The 18,304-nt window shown below is 69.2% G+C and carries 18 protein-coding genes and 1 tRNA gene; 6 read left to right on the top strand and 13 right to left on the bottom strand.

The genetic code is table 11. From position 1 onward, the window contains the following. The first annotated feature begins 287 nt into the window (after positions 1 to 287). Positions 288 to 1,199, top strand: a complete 912-nt coding sequence (locus H7V21_RS15405; protein ID WP_188056593.1) for a hydrogen peroxide-inducible genes activator — start codon at positions 288 to 290, stop codon at positions 1,197 to 1,199. A gap of 90 nt (positions 1,200 to 1,289) precedes the next feature. On the opposite strand, the gene H7V21_RS15400 is transcribed toward H7V21_RS15405, so the two are convergent. Genes H7V21_RS15400 through pgsA form a run of 3 tightly spaced genes read right to left on the bottom strand, consistent with a single transcriptional unit; the run spans position 1,290 to position 2,541 of the window. Next, complete coding sequence (locus tag H7V21_RS15400) at positions 1,290 to 1,727, bottom strand: molybdenum cofactor biosynthesis protein MoaE (protein ID WP_188054577.1); 438 nt, start codon at positions 1,725 to 1,727, stop codon at positions 1,290 to 1,292. Beyond that, a complete protein-coding gene (moaD, locus tag H7V21_RS15395; RefSeq protein ID WP_188054576.1) occupies positions 1,724 to 1,981 on the bottom strand; it encodes a molybdopterin converting factor subunit 1 in 258 nt (85 codons plus the stop codon). The genes H7V21_RS15400 and moaD overlap by 4 nt, the downstream gene beginning before the upstream one ends. Continuing rightward, the gene (pgsA, locus tag H7V21_RS15390) at positions 1,981 to 2,541 is read right to left on the bottom strand and encodes a CDP-diacylglycerol--glycerol-3-phosphate 3-phosphatidyltransferase (protein ID WP_188054575.1); all 561 of its coding nucleotides are present in this window, start codon (positions 2,539 to 2,541) and stop codon (positions 1,981 to 1,983) included. The genes moaD and pgsA overlap by 1 nt, the downstream gene beginning before the upstream one ends. Positions 2,542 to 2,666: 125 nt before the next feature. Here pgsA and H7V21_RS15385 point away from each other — a divergent pair, with 125 nt between their 5' ends. Beyond that, positions 2,667 to 3,941 carry an MFS transporter gene (locus H7V21_RS15385; RefSeq protein ID WP_188054574.1) on the top strand — a complete coding sequence of 425 codons (1,275 nt, stop codon included), beginning with the start codon at positions 2,667 to 2,669 and terminating at the stop codon, positions 3,939 to 3,941. A gap of 13 nt (positions 3,942 to 3,954) precedes the next feature. Here the strand turns inward: H7V21_RS15385 and H7V21_RS15380 are convergent, their stop codons facing one another. Then, positions 3,955 to 4,122, bottom strand: coding sequence for a hypothetical protein (locus H7V21_RS15380; protein WP_188054573.1), 168 nt, complete (start codon positions 4,120 to 4,122; stop codon positions 3,955 to 3,957). A 158-nt stretch (positions 4,123 to 4,280) separates the two neighbouring features. On the opposite strand from H7V21_RS15380, the gene H7V21_RS15375 reads away from it, so the two are divergent. After that, positions 4,281 to 5,873 (top strand): family 43 glycosylhydrolase, encoded by a 1,593-nt coding sequence (locus H7V21_RS15375; protein ID WP_188054572.1) that lies wholly within the window; start codon positions 4,281 to 4,283, stop codon positions 5,871 to 5,873. Positions 5,874 to 5,880: 7 nt separating this feature from the next. Here the strand turns inward: H7V21_RS15375 and H7V21_RS15370 are convergent, their stop codons facing one another. Beyond that, complete coding sequence (locus H7V21_RS15370; RefSeq protein WP_188054571.1) at positions 5,881 to 6,783, bottom strand: HpcH/HpaI aldolase/citrate lyase family protein; 903 nt, start codon at positions 6,781 to 6,783, stop codon at positions 5,881 to 5,883. A gap of 459 nt (positions 6,784 to 7,242) precedes the next feature. Between H7V21_RS15370 and H7V21_RS15365 the strand changes: the two genes are divergently transcribed. Beyond that, positions 7,243 to 8,547 carry an FAD-dependent oxidoreductase gene (locus H7V21_RS15365; protein WP_188054570.1) on the top strand — a complete coding sequence of 435 codons (1,305 nt, stop codon included), beginning with the start codon at positions 7,243 to 7,245 and terminating at the stop codon, positions 8,545 to 8,547. Positions 8,548 to 8,633: 86 nt separating this feature from the next. Then, a tRNA-Pro gene (locus H7V21_RS15360) sits at positions 8,634 to 8,710 on the top strand. A gap of 50 nt (positions 8,711 to 8,760) precedes the next feature. Here the strand turns inward: H7V21_RS15360 and H7V21_RS15355 are convergent. From H7V21_RS15355 to H7V21_RS15345, 3 genes are read right to left on the bottom strand one after another with little or no spacing between them, the layout of a single operon-like run. After that, positions 8,761 to 9,639: a general secretion pathway protein GspK gene (locus H7V21_RS15355; RefSeq protein ID WP_188054569.1), complete on the bottom strand. Its 879-nt coding sequence runs from the start codon at positions 9,637 to 9,639 to the stop codon at positions 8,761 to 8,763. After that, a complete protein-coding gene (locus tag H7V21_RS15350; RefSeq protein WP_262503914.1) occupies positions 9,636 to 10,190 on the bottom strand; it encodes a type II secretion system protein GspJ in 555 nt (184 codons plus the stop codon). Before H7V21_RS15350 ends, H7V21_RS15355 begins: the two co-directional genes overlap by 4 nt. Next, positions 10,187 to 11,182: an ABC transporter substrate-binding protein gene (locus H7V21_RS15345; RefSeq protein ID WP_262503913.1), complete on the bottom strand. Its 996-nt coding sequence runs from the start codon at positions 11,180 to 11,182 to the stop codon at positions 10,187 to 10,189. The genes H7V21_RS15350 and H7V21_RS15345 overlap by 4 nt, the downstream gene beginning before the upstream one ends. A gap of 125 nt (positions 11,183 to 11,307) precedes the next feature. On the opposite strand from H7V21_RS15345, the gene H7V21_RS15340 reads away from it, so the two are divergent. Beyond that, on the top strand, positions 11,308 to 11,937 hold the full coding sequence (locus H7V21_RS15340) for a hypothetical protein (RefSeq protein ID WP_188054568.1): 630 nt from the start codon (positions 11,308 to 11,310) through the stop codon (positions 11,935 to 11,937). A gap of 44 nt (positions 11,938 to 11,981) precedes the next feature. Here H7V21_RS15340 and H7V21_RS15335 read toward each other — a convergent pair whose 3' ends face one another. From H7V21_RS15335 to gspL, 5 genes are all read right to left on the bottom strand, one after another. Continuing rightward, a complete protein-coding gene (locus H7V21_RS15335; RefSeq protein WP_188054567.1) occupies positions 11,982 to 13,211 on the bottom strand; it encodes a type II secretion system F family protein in 1,230 nt (409 codons plus the stop codon). Positions 13,212 to 13,396: 185 nt separating this feature from the next. Further along, positions 13,397 to 14,953 carry a family 43 glycosylhydrolase gene (locus H7V21_RS15330; RefSeq protein WP_188054566.1) on the bottom strand — a complete coding sequence of 519 codons (1,557 nt, stop codon included), beginning with the start codon at positions 14,951 to 14,953 and terminating at the stop codon, positions 13,397 to 13,399. A gap of 250 nt (positions 14,954 to 15,203) precedes the next feature. After that, positions 15,204 to 16,697, bottom strand: a complete 1,494-nt coding sequence (locus tag H7V21_RS15325; RefSeq protein WP_188054565.1) for a GspE/PulE family protein — start codon at positions 16,695 to 16,697, stop codon at positions 15,204 to 15,206. Then, complete coding sequence (gene gspM, locus H7V21_RS15320; RefSeq protein ID WP_188054564.1) at positions 16,694 to 17,197, bottom strand: type II secretion system protein GspM; 504 nt, start codon at positions 17,195 to 17,197, stop codon at positions 16,694 to 16,696. Before gspM ends, H7V21_RS15325 begins: the two co-directional genes overlap by 4 nt. Further along, the gene (gene gspL / locus H7V21_RS15315) at positions 17,194 to 18,303 is read right to left on the bottom strand and encodes a type II secretion system protein GspL (RefSeq protein WP_262503912.1); all 1,110 of its coding nucleotides are present in this window, start codon (positions 18,301 to 18,303) and stop codon (positions 17,194 to 17,196) included. Before gspL ends, gspM begins: the two co-directional genes overlap by 4 nt. Between the last annotated feature and the right edge of the window lies 1 nt (position 18,304).

Raw genomic sequence — 18,304 nt, 5'->3', positions numbered from 1 at the left:
GGCCGCCTGCCTCCCCTCCCCTCTCCTCGGGCAGGCGGCCGCCCCTCGGGCCCTGCGACCCGCGGCCTCCGAACGCGCACTCCAACGGATCGGAAAACCTGCGCCCCCACCCGTTCCCCTGAGGAGGAGATCGAGCACGGCGGAGGTTCCGTCTAGAAGGGGGCCCACCCGCCCAAGGCGCCGACCGAAAGGCCCCGCCCCCCAGAAAGGCTCCGGCCGAAGGCCCCACCCCTTCCTCATGCGCGAAAACCCCCTATGTGATCCCCGGTAATCGACGGAGACGATCACTGGCCGCGACCTATCTTCCGACGCTCAAGCAGCTCCAATATCTGGTGGCGCTGCACGATTCCGGCCATTTCGGCCGGGCGGCGGAGGCGTGTTTCGTCACCCAATCGACTCTGTCGGCGGGAATTCGCGAGCTCGAGACGCTGATCGGCGTCACGCTGGTCGAGCGCACCCGCCGCGTCGTCCGCTTCACGCCGCTGGGCGAACAGATCGTCGCCAAGGCGCGTAAGGTACTGCGCGAGGCCGACGAGCTGGGCGATCTCGCCCGCGCTGCGGGCCACCCGCTATCGGGCGAGATGCGGATGAGCGTGATCCCCACCATCGCGCCGTTCCTGCTGCCGCGGATCCTGCCCCGGCTGCGCACCGACTATCCGGACCTCAAGCTGTTCCTGCGCGAGGAAACCAGCCACCATGCCTGCGAGAGCCTGCACCAGGGGCGCACCGATTGCGTGCTTCTGGCGCTGCCCTATGCCTGTGGCGAAGTGGAAACGCAGCTGCTGTTCGAGGATCGGCTCTACGTCGCCTTTCCCGAGGGCGAGATCCTGCCGCCGACCCCCTCGGCGATCGATCCGTCGCAGATCGCCGAGGGGCGGCTGCTGCTACTCGAGGACGGCCACTGCCTCAAGGATCACGCGCTCGCCGCATGCAACCGGCCCGAGCTGCGCGCCGAGGCGACGATGCTCGGCACCTCGCTGCACACGATGGTGCAGATGGTCGACAATGGCCTGGGCGTCACCATGCTGCCGCAGATGGCGGTCGATGCCGGCATCCTCGACAACACGCGAGTCACTGCCCGGCCGCTGGAAGCCGACAACCCCGCCCGCAAGATCGCGCTGGTATGGCGCAAGGCGAGCCCCAGAGAGCGCGATTTCCGGCTGCTCGCGGAGGTGCTGGGGGCAAGCGAGCGCCGCTGACCCAGTCAATGTGGCGTCACACCGGCCGCGCGAGGCGCTCGTCCTGCACGCCGTTCGCGGCAGCACGGGTGGGCCGCCCCACCGCCGCGGTCACCGCCATCGTTCGGCGGCCTCCGCGTCGCTTGTCCGCGCCTCCACCCAGCGCGTGTCGCCGCCGCGGCGCTCGCGCTTCCAGAAGGGGGCGTCGGTCTTGAGCCGGTCGATCAGATAGGCGCACGCCTCAAGTGCTTCGCGGCGATGCGCCGCGGCGGTGCCGACGAAGACGATCCGGTCGTCCGGCGCCATCGCGCCGATGCGGTGGACGAGTGTGACGCCGAGCAGGCCCCAGCGCTGCGTCGCCTGCTCGGCCAGCGCGACCAGCGCCGCCTCGGTCATGCCCGGATAATGTTCGAGCAACAGTTCGGTGACTCCGTCGTCGCCGCGCACCACGCCGGTGAAGGTCGCGACGCCGCCGGCCCCGCGCTCCTCGAGCGCCGCCACTTCGACCGCGAGTTCGATCGGCGCGGGCTGGACCGAAACTCGGATCATCCGCCCGTCACCGGCGGAAAGAGCGCCACTTCGCGCGCATCGCCCAGCGGCGTGTCGAGCGGCACGAACCGCTGGTCCAGCGCGGCGCGCAGCCGTGCCGGCTCTCTCAGCGCCTGCGCATGGCCATCGCTTCGCGCCGCCAGCCAGTCGATCAGCTCAGCGACGGTCCGCACCGCCTCCGGCACCTCGACCTGCTCCTCGCCGGCCCCCACCGCCTCGCGCACCCAGGCGAAGTAGAGGATCGTGACCGGCATCAGGTGTCCATATGGCGCAGGCCGACCCGCAGATAGTCCCAGCCGGTGATCGTCGTCAGCAGCGCCGCGCCCCACAGCGCCGCCAGCCCCAGCGTGAGCACCGCCGGCACGTCGGGCAGCGCGCCCGCCAGGATCAGCGCGCCGAGCGCCACCATCTGCACCATCGTCTTCCACTTGGCGAGCTTCGACACCGGCAGCGCGACCGACTGGGGCAGTCCGCCCAGGAACTCGCGCAGCCCCGACACCAGGATCTCGCGCATGAGGATCAGGATCGCGGCGATCACGTGGACGCCGAAGATGAAGTCGTGCGCAACCAGCATCAGCAGCACGCCAGCCACCATGATCTTGTCGGCGATCGGATCGAGGAACGCGCCGAGCTTCGAGGCGACGCCGCGCGCGCGGGCGAGCACCCCGTCGACATAGTCGGTGACCGCCAGCAGCACATAGAGGGCGAAGGCGGCCGCGAACCCGCCCTGCCATTCCGGCCACCACAGCAGCCAGATGAGCAGCGGCAGCAGCACGATTCGCGAAAGGGTGAGGATGTTGGGCAGGCTCCACATGCGCCTGTCCTACCACTCCGTGCCGCGCCACGGGAAGGGGCGAGGCGATTAACCGATTGAAGCGCCGCGCCGGGCTCGGCTATGGGCCGGTTTCCTGCCGGTGGGACGAAGGACCGCTTCTCCGCATGATCCAGTTCGTCGGGCTGCTCACGAAGCGGCGGTTTCTGCCCTTGTTCGTCGCTCAGTCGTTGGGCGCGTTCAACGACAATCTGTTCAAGAACGCGCTCGTCTTCTTCGCCACCTATCAGATCTACAATTCGATCGAGGCGGAGACCCGGTTCAGCGCGATCGCGACGGGCATCTTCATCCTGCCCTATTTCCTGTTCTCCGCGCTCGCCGGCCAGTTCGCCGACGGATATGACAAGGCGCGGATCATGCGGATCATCAAGGCCGCCGAGATCGGCATCATGGCCGTGGGCGCGATCGGCATCTTCACCGCGCATATCGAGCTGATGCTGCTCGCGCTGTTCGGCATGGGAGTCCATTCGGCCTTCTTCGGGCCGATCAAATATTCGGTGCTGCCGCAGCATCTGGCGGACGAGGAAGTGCTCGGCGGCACCGGGCTGGTGGAAGCGGGCACCTATATCGCGATCCTGGGCGGCACAATCGCCGGCGGGCTGCTGAGCGCGCATGTTGCCGCGGTCGCCGTGCTGCTGATCGCCATCGCGGGCTGGCTGGCGTCGCTCAAGATCCCGCCCGCGCCGCCGCTGACGACATTGAAGGTCGATTACAACATCGTCCGCGCCTCGATCCGGCTGGTCGGCGCCGTGATGCGGATCCGGCGCGTCGCGCTCGCGATCGTGGCGATGAGCATCTTCTGGAGCATCGCCGCGATCCTCGGCGTGCTGTTTCCGCCGCTGGTGAAGAACGTCTTCCACGCGCAAAAGGATGTGGCGAGCGTGTTCCTCGCCATCTTCTCGGTCGGCATCGCGATCGGATCGGTGATCATCAACCGGCTGCTCAGGGGCGAGGTTTCGGCGCGCTACGGCACCGTCTCGGTGCTGGTGATGGCAGGGTTCGTCGCCGATTTCTACTTCGCCGCCAGCGGCTGGCCTGAGCGCGCCGGGCCGCTGCTCAACACCGGCGCGTTCCTCGCGCTGCCCAGCACCTGGCGCATCCTGCTCGATCTGGGGATGATCGCGATCACCGGCGGCATGTTCGTCGTGCCGCTCTATGCCTTCCTCACCACCACGGTCGAAAAATCACAGACGTCACGCACGGTGGCGGCGAACAACATCGTCAGTTCGGGCGCGATGGTGGCGGGTTCGGTCGGCATCTACGGCGCGACTCAGCTGGGGCTGAGCGTGCTCGGCGCGATGTGGGTGATCTTCGCGCTGTGCCTCGCCTCGGCCTGGTCGGCCTGGCTGCTCCACCGCGCGGGGGCCGTGCCGCACAGCTGAGCGGCAGCCGCCTTCAGGCGATGAAGGTGTAGAAGCAGACGAAGAAGGCAGTGAAGCTGAGCACGAACAACTTGACGTCGCTGTCTTCCGCCGCGCGGCGGCGCTCTAGGGCGGCGGTGCGCAGCGTCGCACGGAACGGATGCCCGTGGCGCTGATCGGCGAGGCGAAGCTGGTGGTGCATGCCGGCAAGGTTAAGGGCTCGTTTACGGTTCGCGCCACCCCCATCCATGGTTAACCGCTGTTCAGCATCGGGACAGCATCGCATCGCGCGAAACGTGCTGCGGCGCAGCACCTTTGGTGGCTTGGCGTGCCCCGAAAACCGTGCGAGAAACCGGTGTCATGAAGCTGCATCGCCGCGACGCGCTGCTGGCCGCCATCGCCGCCGGCATGCCCTTCCCCGCCTTCGCCCGCGCTCCCGAGGAGTGCCTGGCGGAATCGCCGCAGTGGCGCCGCGGTTTCGATAATCAGCGGGTCGCCGATCGCGGCGACGGCACCTTCCTCAATCCGCTGATGTCGGGCGACCATCCCGATCCTTCGATCCTGAAGGACGGTGCCGATTATTACATGACCTTCTCCACCTTCGAATCCTATCCCGGCCTGGTCATCTGGCACTCGCGCGACCTGGTGAACTGGCAACCGGTCACGGCGGCGCTGACGAAAGACATCGGTTCGGTCTGGGCGCCCGAACTCTGCAAGCATGACGGCCGCTATTTCCTCTACATCCCGGCGCGCACCGCCAGCTACCGGTCGAGCTATGTCGCCTGGGCCGACGATATTCGCGGCCCGTGGAGCGATCCGATCGACCTGCATCTGCCCGACCATATCGATCCGGGCCACGCCGTCGCCGAGGACGGGTCGCGCTGGCTCTTCCTGTCGGGCGGCGATCGCGTGCCGCTCACCCCCGACGGCCTGGCCACCGCCGGTCCGGTCGAACATGTCTATGACCCCTGGCGCTATCCGGCCGACTGGGTGGTCGAGGGCTTCGCGCCCGAGGGGCCGAAGATCACGCGCCACGGCGACTATTTCTATCTGATCACCGCCGTCGGCGGGACTGCCGGGCCGCCCACCGGCCATATGGTGATCGCCGCACGCGCACGATCGCTGCACGGCCCGTGGGAACATTGCCCGCACAACCCGCTGGTCCGCACCACCAGCGTCGACGAGCGCTGGTGGTCGCGCGGCCATGCCACGCTGGTCGAGGGGCCGGACGGCGGCTGGTGGTCGGTCTATCACGGCTATGAGAACGGCTTCTGGACGTTGGGACGGCAGACGTTGCTCGATCCGGTCGAATGGACCCCCGACGGCTGGTTCCGCATGACCGGCGGCGACCTGTCGCAGCCGATCGCCAAGCCTGCGGGCGGCGTGCCCGTTCCGCACGGCCAGCCGCTGTCGGACGATTTCGCCACGCTCGCGCTCGGTACCAAATGGAATTTCTTCCGCCCCGCCGCGGACGAGCGCAGTCGCATCGGCATCGCCGACAACACGCTGCACCTCGCGGCGCGCGGGACGGCGCCGAGCAGTTCGTCTCCGCTGCTGCTGGTCGCGGGCGATCTCGGCTATTGCTTCGAATGCGACATCGAAATCGATCCGGGCGGCGTCGCCGGGCTGATCCTGTTCTACGACGACAGGCTCTATTGCGGGCTGGGCTTCGACAGCGCGCGCTTCGTCACGCACCAATATGGCATCGAGCGCGCCCGACCCGCGAACCCGCACGGGCGCGCGATGCGGATGCGAGTCACCAACGATCGCCACATCGTCACGTATGACACCAGCGGGGACGGCGGCCGGACCTGGCGCCGCTTCGATCGCGGCATGGAAGTCTCGGGCTACCACCACAATGTTCGCGGCGGATTCCTGATGCTGCGGCCGGGCCTCTATTCGGCCGGCGAGGGCACGGCGCGGTTCCGCAACTTCAGCTTCCGCGCGCTCTAGCCGCGGCTCAGCCGACGCCGAACGCCTCGGCCTGTGCCAGCACCCGCTGCGCCGCCTTCAGGTGCGGAATGTCGAGCATCTTGCCGTCGAGCCCCACCGTCCCGGTCCCCGGAGCGGCGGCAAACGCCGCCTGCACCCGCCGCGCAAAGGCGATTTCCGCTTCGGATGGCAGGAAGCTCTCGTTGATCGCGGCGACCTGCGCCGGGTGGATCGCGAGCCGCCCGGTGAAGCCTTCGCTGCGCGCGGCGCGGCACGATGCGCGCAGCCCTTCCTCGTCGCGAAAATCGCCATGCAGCGTCTCGATCGCCGGCACTCCGGCGGCGTGCGCGGCGAGCAGGCACAGCGAGCGCGCCATCTTGTAGGTGAAGGCCCATTCGCCGTCGGCGCCGCGATTGGTGCTCGCGCCCACCGCCGCGGCCAGATCCTCCGCCCCCCAGGTCAGCCCGGCGAGCCGCGCGAGCCCAGCCGTGGCGAACGCGCCGAGGTGGAAGGGCGCGCGCGCCGTCTCGGTCGCCACCGGGATGATCCCGGTCGATCCGGCGGCGGTGCCGTTCGCCGCCTCGAACGCGTCGAGATAATGCGAAAGCCGCGCGACGTCGGCCGGGCCGTCGGTCTTCGGCTGCATGATCCCGTCGGGCGCGCCGCCCGCGACCGCCGCCAGATCCTCGAGCGTCAGCCCGGTATCGAACGGATTGACCCGCACCCAGATCCGGAGCGAGCGCCCTTCGCGCGGCCGCGCCGCGAGGAATTCGGCGACCAGCCGCCGCGCGGCGGGCTTGTTGGCCGGTGCGACCGCATCCTCAAGGTCGAGGATCACGGCGTCGGCGCCGCAGCCGTCGACCTTCGCCAGCTTCTTCTCGCTGTCGCCCGGAATGAACAGCAGCGAGCGCAGGGGCGGCCGTCCGCTCATGCCCAATCGCCCGCGCCGCGGCGAGACGCGCCGCCGTCCTGAATCCAGCCGAAGCCCGAAGCGTCCATCGCCATGCTCTCCCCTCAGTGTTTTCCCGGCTTAGTCGCTCATCTCCGGGCGCGACAACCGCCTTGTCGAGCTGCCGGGCGCCGCACGACCGGCGCGGAAGGCGCCAGGATCGCGGCGATGGCGCCTGCTGACGGCGGACTCCGCCGCGGCGCGCCGCCCCTGTCCTACACGCCGCGAATCTGCCAAGCTCCTGCGCATGGCGCACTTCGCCCCCCGCACCTCGCTTTCGCCACCCGGACGGGCTGCGCATCGGGTCGCACATTGCGATCCTCGCCTGCGCGCGGGGGCGCGCACGCGCGTTGAGGTGCGACCTTTGTGTGACCTTCGACGCAAATCCGCCATTCCCGCCGCCGTCCATCGACGCTGCATCCGCTGCCCAGAGAAGAGCCCATGCGCCATATTGCCGTGATCGGATCCGGCCCCGCCGGCTATTACACCGCCGAGGCCTGTCAGAAGCAATTCGGCGAGGAGTGCCGGGTCGATATCCTCGATCGCCTGCCCGTCCCCTTCGGCCTGATCCGCTCCGGCGTCGCGCCCGATCACCAGTCGATCAAGGGCGTTTCGCGACGCTATGAGAAGGTCGCCCTCACCGACAGCGTCCGCTTCGTCGGCAACGTCACGATCGGCGCCGACGTGAGCGTCGAGGAACTGCGCGGCCTCTACGACGCGGTAGTGCTGGCGACCGGCGCCCCCAACGACCGTCCGCTCGACGTTCCGGGAGCCGCCCTGCCCGGCGTGGTCGGATCGGCGGCGTTCGTCGGCTGGTACAACGGCCATCCGGATTTCGCCGATCTCGCCCCGCCGCTCGATGGCCCAGGGGCAGTCGTGATCGGCAACGGCAATGTCGCGCTCGATGTCGCGCGCATCCTTGCCAAGGATGAAAGCGAGTTCGAGGGAGCCGATATCGTTGCCCATGCGCTCGCCGAGCTCCGCGGCTCCGGGATCGAGACGATCACCATCCTCGGCCGCCGCGGTCCGCATCAGATCGCGATGACTCCCAAGGAGCTCGGCGAACTGGGCGAGCTCGCCCGCGCCGCGCCGATCGTCGACTCGGCCGATCTGCCGCCGCCGGACGCCGACGCAGCACTCGATCCGGGCCAGCGCAAGTCCGTCGGTCATCTGCGCGCATTCGCGGCCGGAGGCGCAGACGCAAGCAAGCCGATCCGCATCGTCTTCGATTTCTTCGCCCAGCCGGTTGCGATCGAAGGCGAAGATCGCGCCGAGCGCGTGCTCGTCGAGCGCACGCGGCTCGATGCCAGCGGCCGGGCGCAGGGCACCGGCGAAACCTATGCGATCCCCGCATCGCTCGTCGTGAGCTGCATCGGCTATCGCACGCCGCCGATCGAGGGCGTCCCCTATGACGATCGCGCCGGCCGCTTCGCCAATGACGAAGGGCGCGTATTGCCCGGTCTCTATGCCGTCGGCTGGGCGCGGCGCGGCCCGACCGGCACGATCGGCACCAACCGGCCAGACGGCTTCGCGATCGCCGAGAAGATCGCCGCGGACATGCCGGGCGACAGCGGCAAGCCGGGCCGCCCGGGCCTCGATTCGCTGCTCGCCGAACGCGGGGTCGACCTCGTCACCTTCCGCGACTGGCAGAAGATCGACACCGCCGAGATCGCCGCCGCGCGCGCGGGCGCCCCACGCGAGAAGTTCACGACGATCGAACGAATGCTGGACGCGCGCACTTCATGATGCGGGATGCGAAACGCCGCTTGAACTCCCCGAAAGCCCTCCGTATAGAGCCGCCTCTGTCGTCCGCTGGCCTCGGCCAGTACGGTCGGGGAGTAGCTCAGCCTGGTAGAGCACTGCCTTCGGGAGGCAGGGGCCGGAGGTTCGAATCCTCTCTCCCCGACCAAATTTCTGCGCTTGAGGCGAAACGGTGCCGATGCGCGCCTTGGCCGCGCTTCAATCGGCTTGCGCGAGCGGCGGCGCACCGGGCGGGACCGCCGCGCCGCGCCACCGCTCGACCGGCATCGCCTCCGCGACCCCATCGCTCCTTCGCCGCTGGACGAGCGTGGCGATTTCCTGGCTGGTGTCGCCGATCGTGGCGCGGGTCCGCACCCAGAAGGTTTCGGAGCGAAACCCCGTGCCGAACGGCATGGTGACATTCTGCTCCGCGAGATCCTCCGGCGTGAGATAGCCCTGCCGGTCGCGCACCGCTGCGAGCCGCTCCGCCACGACCGCGTCGCGAAAGAGAATGCGCAGCATTTCCTGATCGGCCGCGTTGAGATTGATCGACGTGCGGCCGGGCAGCGCCGTCACCAGCCGCTCGAGCCGCGCGGCGAGCTCGGCATCGAGGCCGGCGGCGCGCAGCGGGCGAATGTCGGTCACAGGGCCGGTGAGCCGCACCAGCTCGACCAGCTTCAGGATCTGCTCGCGGCTTGCGCCCGCCTCCTGGGCAATCGTCTGGAAGAGGATCAGCGGGGCCGCATCGCCCGAGCGCACCAGATTGATGTTGAAGCGGCCCTGCGCGTCCGAAACGGCAAGGTCGAAGCTGCCGCCCTCGATCGCGACACCGCGCTCGCCCAGGTTGGCCCAGGCCTCGCCGCGATGATCGCTGTCGGGCGCCTCCTCCGCGTCGCGGCGGAGCGCGACCAGCACGGAAAGCTCGCCCCCCCGGGCGATTGCGAGCGCCCGCGACGCCTCGCGCATCCGCACCGCTCCATCGAGCGCGAGCGCCTCGCGATTGATCATCAGCAGCACCATGGCGCTGGCGATCGCAACGAACATGAGCACGTTGACGAGGATCATGCCCGCCTCGTCGGGCTCGGGCCGACGCTTCATGCCGCAGGCTCCTCGGGCCGTTCGGGCAGGACGATGACACGGCGGAGCACGCCGCCCGGCCCGCCCGGCGTCGCGACCTGCATCTCGACTTCGACCGCGCGCGGCCATGCATCCGGCTGGGTATCGTCGGCCGGCCAGCGATCGACCCACTCGCCATTCCAGAAGCGCCATCGCGCCGCCGTCACTCCCGGCAGAAGAAGTTGCGGCACCGGCCCGATGCTGCGCACCAGCGCGCCGCCCGAGGCATCGTAGCGCATCGGCACCGGCGGACCGCCGAGGCCCGGCGCGGCACGTGTGAACGAGATGCCCGCCCCTTCCCCCGAAAGCCGGCCACGAGCGATCTGATCGAAGTCGCTGGTGAGAACATACATGCTGCGCTGGAGCTGCTGGACTCGGTCGAGCCGCGCCTCGGTGCGTCCCTGCACCCCCATGATGCTCTGCACCAGCGCCAGCCCCGCGACTGCGATCAGTGCGAACAGCGCCAGCGAGATCATCAGTTCGAGAAGCGTGAAGCCGTGCTCGCCCGCCGCTCCGGACGGCGCCCGAGTCACGATCCGGAGCTCACCGCCACGGCCTGATAGCCCGAGGGCGAGGCGACGAGGATCGCGAAGTCGCGCGCGACGCTGCCGTCGGTTCGGAAACGCACCGGACCGGTGACGCAGCGGAAGCCCGGACTTTCGAGCAGGCCCTGCGTCCCCAGCTTTTCCGCCTCGCGCAGCGTCTTGGCAATCGAGGCGGCGTCATAGGCGAGCGCAGTGATCGCGCCTGCGCCGCCACCGTTGCGCGCTTCGAACTCGGCGGCGAAGCGGCCGAACTCGTCCGGGCTCGGGCTTGCCAGCCAGGCGCCGTCGAGCACGTCTAGCGCCGCGGGCCGATGGTCGAGCGCCTGCAGGGTGCCGAGCAGCTGGATGCCGCTGTCCTTCAGCGTCCGCGCCGCCGCCAGTACCGCCTCACCGCTCCCCGGAAGCAGCACCGCATCGGGCGCCTCGCCCGGATCGGGGAGCGGCTGGCCGGGAACGACTTCGAGGATGCGGACGCGCAGGCCGAGCTCGGTCTCCGTCCGTCCTGCCGCGAGCGCGGCGGCGGCGGACCAGGGGCTGCGATCGTCGATCACCGCTACCGAGCGGACGCCGCGGCTGCGGGCATAGCGCAGGATAGCGCTCGTAACCTGGCCCGCGGTGATGCCGAAGATATAGGTGCCCGGTTGGCGCAGCACGGCATCGTTGCTGAAGGCGATGACGGGCACGCGGCCCGCCGCGGTACTGCCGACCGCCGGCACCTGCTCGGCGAGCAGCGGCCCCAGCAGCAGCGCCGCACCCTCGCGCAGCGCCGCAGTGGCGGCAGCGGCCGCACCGGCCGCCGTATCGCCCGTATCGTGGATCTTGAGGAACTCGCCACTTTCGGCGAGCAAGGCCGCCTGACGCATGCTATTGCCCAGCCGCGCCCGCTCGCCGGTGAGCGGAAGGAGCAGCCCGGTGGCAGGATCACCGCGGCGGCCCACCGATGCGAACGAAGGGAACGCATAGCATGCCGTTGCTGCCACCACTCCGGTTTGCAGGGACTTCAGCAGGCTCCGCCGATTCATCGCCGCCTCAGGATACAGGGTTCGTCGCACGGCGGCGTCTTATCGTTTTCGCCGCAATCGGCATAGCCGCATATGCACTGGCGATGGTCTTCACCATGCCGGCCAGCGTGTTCCTGAAGAACCGGCCGTGGCGCACCGGCATCGCGGGAACCGTGTGGAACGGCGAAGTTGGGATCGCCGGCGGCAGCATCCTTTCGTGGAACTGGGCGCCGCTCCGCTCGCTCACCAGTCTGGGCTTCGCCGCCGACTGGACCGCGGCCGGCAACGATACCGACCTGGGCGGCCGCTTGCTGATCGGCTTTTCCGGCGTCACGCTCGACACGGTGAGCGGATCGGCCGATGCGACGCTGTTGCAGGCGCTCCAGCCCAATCTGCCGTTCAGCTGCGACTTCACGATGCAGGTGGACATGGACCGGATCGTGGCGGGCGGCGGCGAGCAGATGCTGCAGGGCACGATCGTGACCGATCCCGGCAGCTGCACTCCGCGCGGCGGCGGCGCGGCGACTCCCGTGCCGGCACTGCTGCTGACCGCACAGCATATCGGCGACGAAACCCGTATCCGCCTGACGCCGGCCGCGCAGCGCCGCCAGACGCTGGTCGAAGCGACGCTGACCGAGGACGGCACGATCGACGTCGGCGTGACGCAGGACGGAGCGAGAGTGCTGCCGTTCCTCGGCGTGCCGGGCGGAATGCGCGTGCAGGGACAGATGTGACGGCGCTTCGATGCTTCGCCCGCCGAGGCAGGGATCGAAGCAAATCACAGCGTGACCAGCTCGTTCAGATTGATGATAGGCAGCAGGATCGCGAGCACCATGGTGAGCACCAGCCCGCCCATCACCAGTAGCACCAATGGCTCGACCAGCGAGACGAGCGTCGCCACCAGCGCGTCGAGCTCGCGTTCGAGCTCGCCCGAGGCGCGGGCGAGCGCGGGAGCCAGCTTGCCGCTCGATTCGCCCGAGGCGACGATCGCGACGAGCATCGTCGGGAACACGCCCGCTTCCTGCATCGCCGCCCGCAGGCTGACGCCCTCGCGCACGCGCTGGGCGACGCCCATCGCCTTTTCGCGGACGTGAAGATTGGGGGTGACGGCCGCGGCGGCGTGCAGCGCCTCGACCAGCGGGACCGCGCTGCCGACGAGGGTGGCGAGGCTGCCCGCGAAGCGTGCCGCATTGAGCTGACGGCTGAACCGCTTGAGCGGCGAGCGGACGGCGAACCAGCGGTGCAGCCGCAGCCGGTTCGCAGGCACGCGCGACCAGCGGCCGAACAGCAGGAACGCGGCGCCCGCCCCGATCAGCAGATACAGGCCGAAGCTCTGGAGAAACCAGCTCACTGCGATCAGCGCCCGGGTGAGGAACGGCAGATCGGCACCGCGCGAGACGAACACGCGCACGATATCGGGCACGACATAGATCATCAGCAGCACGACCATGCCGAGCGAGACCAGCGCAAGCAGCGCCGGATAGAGCAAAGCAAGGCCCAGCTTCTGACTGTTCGCCTGACGCGTTTCGACGAAGGCGGCGAGATGCTCGAGCACGCTCGAAAGCTTGCCCGATGCCTCGCCCGCGGCGACCGAGGCGCGGTAGAATTCGGGAAACGCCTTGGGATGCTGAGCCAGCGCCGCGGCGAAGCTGCGCCCGTCGAGGATCGCGCCGCGCACTCCGAGCAGCAGCGCACTCACGCTCTGCGATTCGGACTGGACGGCGACGAGGCGGAGCGACTCCTCGACCGGAATGTCCGAGCCGACCAGCGTAGCGATCTGGCGCGTGAGCGTCGCGAGCTGCTTGGACGAGACGCTCCGGCCGCCGATTCGCGGCAGACGGATACTGGTGGCACCGAGATTGCGCCGCTCGCCCGCCGATTCGACCGACAGCGGCAGCAATGACTGATCGCGCAGCATCGCCCGCGCCGCGGCGGGCGACGAAGCCTCGATCAGCCCCTTTTTCGAGGCACCCGTGCGGTCAGCGGCGCGATAGGCATAGGCGGGCATCGGCGTCTCGGCTCGGCGCTAGTTCCTGAAGGCTCGGCGCCCCCGCTTGCCGCCAGCTCCGCGCTCGGCGGCCATCAGACGAGAAACGGTTGCGCACGCGAGCTATGCATAAGCACAAGCGCGAAGCCTAGGACAGCGAAGAGTGGCCCGCGCCGTTCAAGCCGCGGGCCCGGAACCGCAGCCTGCTACTGAAGGTACGGCCAGCCCTCGGCATCGAACGCGATGGTGTTGAGTCCGAGCTTGGGAGCGCCGTTCGCGCGGCTATCGTAGAAATGATACACCAGCTTGAGCTGCCCACCGATCTCGCGCACGCTCTGCCCGCCCGGTCCGACGACATAGCCGTGGGTGCCCAGGAGGATCGTGCCGCCGCCGTCGCGCAGATCGAGTCCGCCCCGATCGAGGAACGGTCCCGTCGGACTCGCCGATCGTCCGACCACCACCCGATAGGTGCTGCTCGCCGAGCAGCAGGGATTGTTCGAGCCGAAATAATAATACCATTGCTGGCCGTTCACCACGCGCGGCAGGACGAAGGGCCCCTCCTGGCCCGCGCCGCGAAAGGCGATCACCGGAAGCGCACTGTTCGATTGCAGCCGCAGCCCGGTCGCCGGATCGAGTTCGAGGACATGGATCCCGTCTTCCCACGAGCCGAACGCCATCCACCAACGGCCGTCGGCACCAATGAACGGTGCCGGATCGATCGCATTGAAGGTAGTGGTGCAGCCCGGCATGTTGCCGCAGGATTCGATGATCGTGCCCGCATCGGTCCAGGGGCCGTTCGGGCTGGTGCTCGTCGCCAAGGCGATCAGTGCCTGTGCGCCGTTGTTGGTTCCCGCCTGCGAGGGCGTGTTGTAGATCGGGATCGAGTAATAGAGATAATAGGTGCCGTTCGCGTGCAGGATCGACGGCGCCCAGATGTCGGTACGGCCCTGCCAAGTGGTGTTCTTGCTCGCCCACCAGCTGAAATCGGGCGAGATGATCGGTCGGGTTTCCGCGAGGAACAGGGCGCCGTCGGTCGAACGCGCCAGCGTGTTATGCGTGCCATAGAGCCAGATGGTTCCGCTCGCGTCCTGAAGGAGATCCGGATCGTGAACGTCGATGCCCGCTCCGGCGAGCACTGCCGGCTCGGGATAGGCACGGTCGCCGGTGACCGTGATCGCCCATTCCTGGCCGCTCGTCGCTCGCGCGCCCTGCGTGATCGCGCCGCCAGCGCCGACTTGGAGATATAATCCGCTGTTGACGTTGCGGATCAGATAATTGCCGTTGGATAGCCGATAGAAGGACCAGAGATGGTCGTCGGTGCCGTTGTCCGCCCATTGAACGGCGAGTGCCCCCTCGGCAGTCGAGGCGGCTTCGATCCCCATGACCTGATGAGTCAGCAGGCTTTCGATGTTGTAGCGGTTGTTCCCCATGGGCAGCGCATGCCAGCGGACGGCTGCCGTACCGCTTCCGCTGTCGGTCCGAGCGATCCGCGCGCCCGCCGTCTGGCTGGCGCCTTCGATCGTCAGCAAGGCGTTGCTTCCCGCGCTGCGGATTTCGAGCGCTGCGGCGTCGCTGATGGAGACGATCGTACCGGCCTCTGGACCTGCGGGCGTGGGCGATGCGGTCGGCGTCGGCGTCGGCGTCGGCGCAGGGGTCACGACGGTCCCGCTCCCGCCACCATTGCCGCCGCAGGACGCAAGCAGAAGTGCGGCCGACAGCAGCGGCCAGGCGCGCACCTGCGCGCTCCGTTGATGAGCGTTCATATCCTCTCCAGTTGCTGGCGCTCTCGCGGCGCGGTCCAGAGAATGCAGGTATTTGTCTGAGTTTCAAACGGATTCTTCATTTACAGTGGCAGAGCTCACAGATTTTTGATGCTCCTTCATGAGTTTAGCGCACCTCAGCACAGGCCCAACTTGTCTGACTAATCCGCCATTAAGCGCGGCAGAAGGGCGCGCGAATGTCCCGGCGGCGGTACTTCCGGCGCCGCGTTCGGCATTCGGAACGTCTGGCGGTTCAGCTCTCGTCGCGAACGACGCGTGCCACTTCCTCGACCGTGGTGATCCCGTCGCGCACCTTCGCGACGCCATCGTCGAGCAGGCTGGGATTGTCCCCACGGGCGTGGCGTTCGAGCTCGGCTTCGCTCGCGCCGTCGTGGATCATGCCCTGGAAGACATCGTCGACGGCGATGACTTCGTAGAGGCCGGCGCGGCCGCGATAGCCATCGCCGTGGCACTGGTCGCAGCCCTGCGCGCGCCAGACCGGATCGCCGGCGCGCAAGCCTCCGCCGAGGAGCAGCGCATCGGCCTCGCTCGCGACATCGGCGCGGCGGCATTCGGGACATAGGCGGCGGACGAGGCGCTGCGCGGCGAGGCCGACGACCATCGGCGCGAGCAGATAGCGCTCGACCCCCATGTCGATCAGCCGAGTGACCGATCCCACGGCAGTGTTGGTGTGCAGCGTCGAGAGCACGAAATGGCCGGTCATCGCCGAACGGACGGCGACCTGCGCGGTTTCGTGATCGCGGATCTCGCCGACCATGATGACATCGGGATCCTGGCGCAGAATCGCGCGCAGCCCACGTGCGAAGGTCATGTCGGTGCGCGGATTGACCTGGGTCTGGGCGATGCCGGCGAGTTCATATTCGATCGGATCCTCGACCGTCATCACATTGCGCTTGCGGTCGTTGAGCCGCGTGAGCGCGGTGTAGAGCGTGGTCGTCTTGCCCGATCCGGTGGGGCCGGTGACGAGCAGGATGCCGTGCGGCCGCTCGAGCAGGCGCGAGAACACCGCACGATCGCGCTCGCTCATCCCGAGGCCGCCGAGTTCGAGCTTCATGCTGCCGCGCTCGAGCAGGCGGAGCACGACTCGCTCGCCATGCTGGGTCGGGATGGTCGAGACGCGCGCGTCGACATCGTGGCCGCCGATGCGCAGCGTGACGCGGCCGTCCTGCGGCACGCGCTTTTCGGCGATGTCGAGCTTCGCCATCACCTTGATGCGGCTGACGAGCAGCGGCGCGAGCGCGCGCGGCGGCTCGATCATGTCGCGCAGCACGCCATCGATCCGGAAGCGGACGACAAGGCGCTTTTCCTGCGTTTCGATATGGACGTCCGACGCGCCTTCCTTGATCGCCTCGAGCAGCAGCGCGTTGATCAGGCGGATCACCGGCGCATCGTCGCGCGTGTCGAGCAGATCGTCGACCGCGGCGGCCGAATCGGCCAGCGTGGCGAGATCCATGTCGCCGATGTCGAAATCGGCAGCGGCGCCCGCGCTGTCGCCATAGGCACCGCCGAGCGCGGCATCAAAGGCTTCGTCCGACACTGCGACGAAGCGCACCCCCGGGGCGATGCGCTGGACCTCGAGCAGCGCGTCGAGTGCTACGGCGGAGCGGTGCAGGCACTCGATACCCTGCGCGCCGGGGCGGAGCAGCACGCCATGGCGACGGGCATAGCCATAGGGAAGCGTGCGCGGCTCGGCAGCGGCATCGGTCAGCACCAGAGCCTCGTTCACTGGCCGAACTCCAGCGTCGCCCGGACACGGCCCGACGCGGGGCCGGGCGCGAAGCTGGCGCGACGCAGCACGAGCGGGCTGGTGGCGGCGAGATCCGCCGTCCAGGCGAGGATCGAATCGTAGCTGCCGTCGGCGATCTCGGCGCGAACCCCCTCGGCAGTCGGCGTGGCAGTGACCGCGAGGCCGAACGACGGTGCCGAATCGGTGACGATCTGAAGCGGGGGTCCGTTGCGCTGCGGGGCCGCCGTCGCGCCGAGCGTGCCGCCTGCCGCACGGATGCGCGCGTTGAGCGTCTCATAGGTGCGGATATCGGCCAGCGCCTGCGCGCGGGCGGCCTGGAGCGGCTTCACGACGCCGAACACCGCGACCGCGAGAAACAGCAGCACGGCCATGACCGAGAGCAACAGCCGCTCGCGCTGCGACAGGCCGCTCCACCAGCCGTCGAAGCGGGTGAGCGCGGCGTCGAGGGCCGGAAGGCGTTCGCGAATCACGACGATCATGCCGCCGCCGCCGTAACGCGGATCGTGCCATCAGGCGATTCGGCGACGGTCGCCTGCACCTGCGCGGCGCGCAACGCGGCGCCGATCCGCGCGGCGAGGCCCGGTTCGGCCGCGGCCAGGTCCAGAGTCAGCGTGTTCGCGTCGAACGCGATGGCGCGAGTCGAGAGGTTGCCGGCGAGCGGCGCCAGCGCGCCCGAAACGCGCGACATCAGCGGCAGGAAGGTCTGTGGAGCGCCGCTGCCCGGCGGCGGCAGCAGATTGGTGACGGTGGCGACCATATCGTCGCCGAGCGCGATTCCGGGCGCGGCGAGCGCTACCAGCTCGCGCGTCTCGTCCGCGCGGCGCTCGGCGATCGCACGCAGCATCAGCGTGTCGGCGGCGGCGATGAGGCCGTGCGCTGTGGCGCCGAGCACGGCGATCCAGCCGAGTCGCCGCCACACGCCGCCGCTGGGGCCTCGGCGGCGGGCATAGACGCCCTGACGCAGATCGAGCGCGGGCGCGGCGAGACGCTCGGCAAGCGGAGCCGCGTCGCCGCGCTCGGTCTCTGCGCGCATCTCGGGCGGCAGCGGCGCACCCCAGGCGATCGCGGGCGGACGGCCCGCCGATGCCCACGCGGCAGGGAGCATCGACGCGGCGCAGGCAAAGCCCGTGCCGTCGCTCGCCCGCACCACGGCGCGGCTGCCGTCGAGATCGACCGACCAACAGCCGGGCGGCGGCACCGGCAGGGCAAGCGCATCGGGCACCATCGCGGCACGGCCCATGCCCGCCGCCTCGGCCGCGTCGATCCAGGCCGCCATGCGATCGTGGCGGACGACACCGACGAGATAGCGCTTCTCGCCGATCTCCGCGCCGAGCGCGAGATGCACCGATTCGATCGGCTCGGCGATCCGGTCCTCGATTGCGAAGGGCAGCGCCTCGAGCCGCTTGGCGCGCGTGGCGAGCGGCAGATCGACGGCGAGCAACAGCACCGATTCGGTCGGCACCAGCAGAGTCGCCGGCCCGTCGGGCGCAAGCGCCACGAACCCGCCACCCGCCAGGGTGCCGATACCGCCGCCCGGAGCCTCGGGCGCAACGGGCGGCTGGCGTCTGGCCGAATCGCTTGTCACA

It is taken from the genome of Sphingosinithalassobacter sp. CS137 (genome assembly GCF_014334115.1).
Classification (GTDB): Bacteria; Pseudomonadota; Alphaproteobacteria; order Sphingomonadales; family Sphingomonadaceae; genus Sphingomonas.
The sequence above is the reverse complement of the archived record's forward strand: the minus strand, read 5'-3'. Positions and strand labels throughout refer to the sequence as shown.

Coding starts and splice junctions, on each gene's coding strand:
- H7V21_RS15400 (WP_188054577.1), bottom strand. CDS start 1,727: ATGATCCGAGTTTCGGTCCAGCCCGCGCCGATCGAACTCGCGGTCGAA.
- moaD (WP_188054576.1), bottom strand. CDS start 1,981: ATGCCGGTCACGATCCTCTACTTCGCCTGGGTGCGCGAGGCGGTGGGG.
- pgsA (WP_188054575.1), bottom strand. CDS start 2,541: ATGTGGAGCCTGCCCAACATCCTCACCCTTTCGCGAATCGTGCTGCTG.
- H7V21_RS15385 (WP_188054574.1), top strand. CDS start 2,667: ATGATCCAGTTCGTCGGGCTGCTCACGAAGCGGCGGTTTCTGCCCTTG.
- H7V21_RS15380 (WP_188054573.1), bottom strand. CDS start 4,122: ATGCACCACCAGCTTCGCCTCGCCGATCAGCGCCACGGGCATCCGTTC.
- H7V21_RS15375 (WP_188054572.1), top strand. CDS start 4,281: ATGAAGCTGCATCGCCGCGACGCGCTGCTGGCCGCCATCGCCGCCGGC.
- H7V21_RS15370 (WP_188054571.1), bottom strand. CDS start 6,783: ATGAGCGGACGGCCGCCCCTGCGCTCGCTGCTGTTCATTCCGGGCGAC.
- H7V21_RS15365 (WP_188054570.1), top strand. CDS start 7,243: ATGCGCCATATTGCCGTGATCGGATCCGGCCCCGCCGGCTATTACACC.
- H7V21_RS15355 (WP_188054569.1), bottom strand. CDS start 9,639: ATGAAGCGTCGGCCCGAGCCCGACGAGGCGGGCATGATCCTCGTCAAC.
- H7V21_RS15340 (WP_188054568.1), top strand. CDS start 11,308: ATGGTCTTCACCATGCCGGCCAGCGTGTTCCTGAAGAACCGGCCGTGG.
- H7V21_RS15335 (WP_188054567.1), bottom strand. CDS start 13,211: ATGCCCGCCTATGCCTATCGCGCCGCTGACCGCACGGGTGCCTCGAAA.
- H7V21_RS15330 (WP_188054566.1), bottom strand. CDS start 14,953: ATGAACGCTCATCAACGGAGCGCGCAGGTGCGCGCCTGGCCGCTGCTG.
- gspM (WP_188054564.1), bottom strand. CDS start 17,197: ATGATCGTCGTGATTCGCGAACGCCTTCCGGCCCTCGACGCCGCGCTC.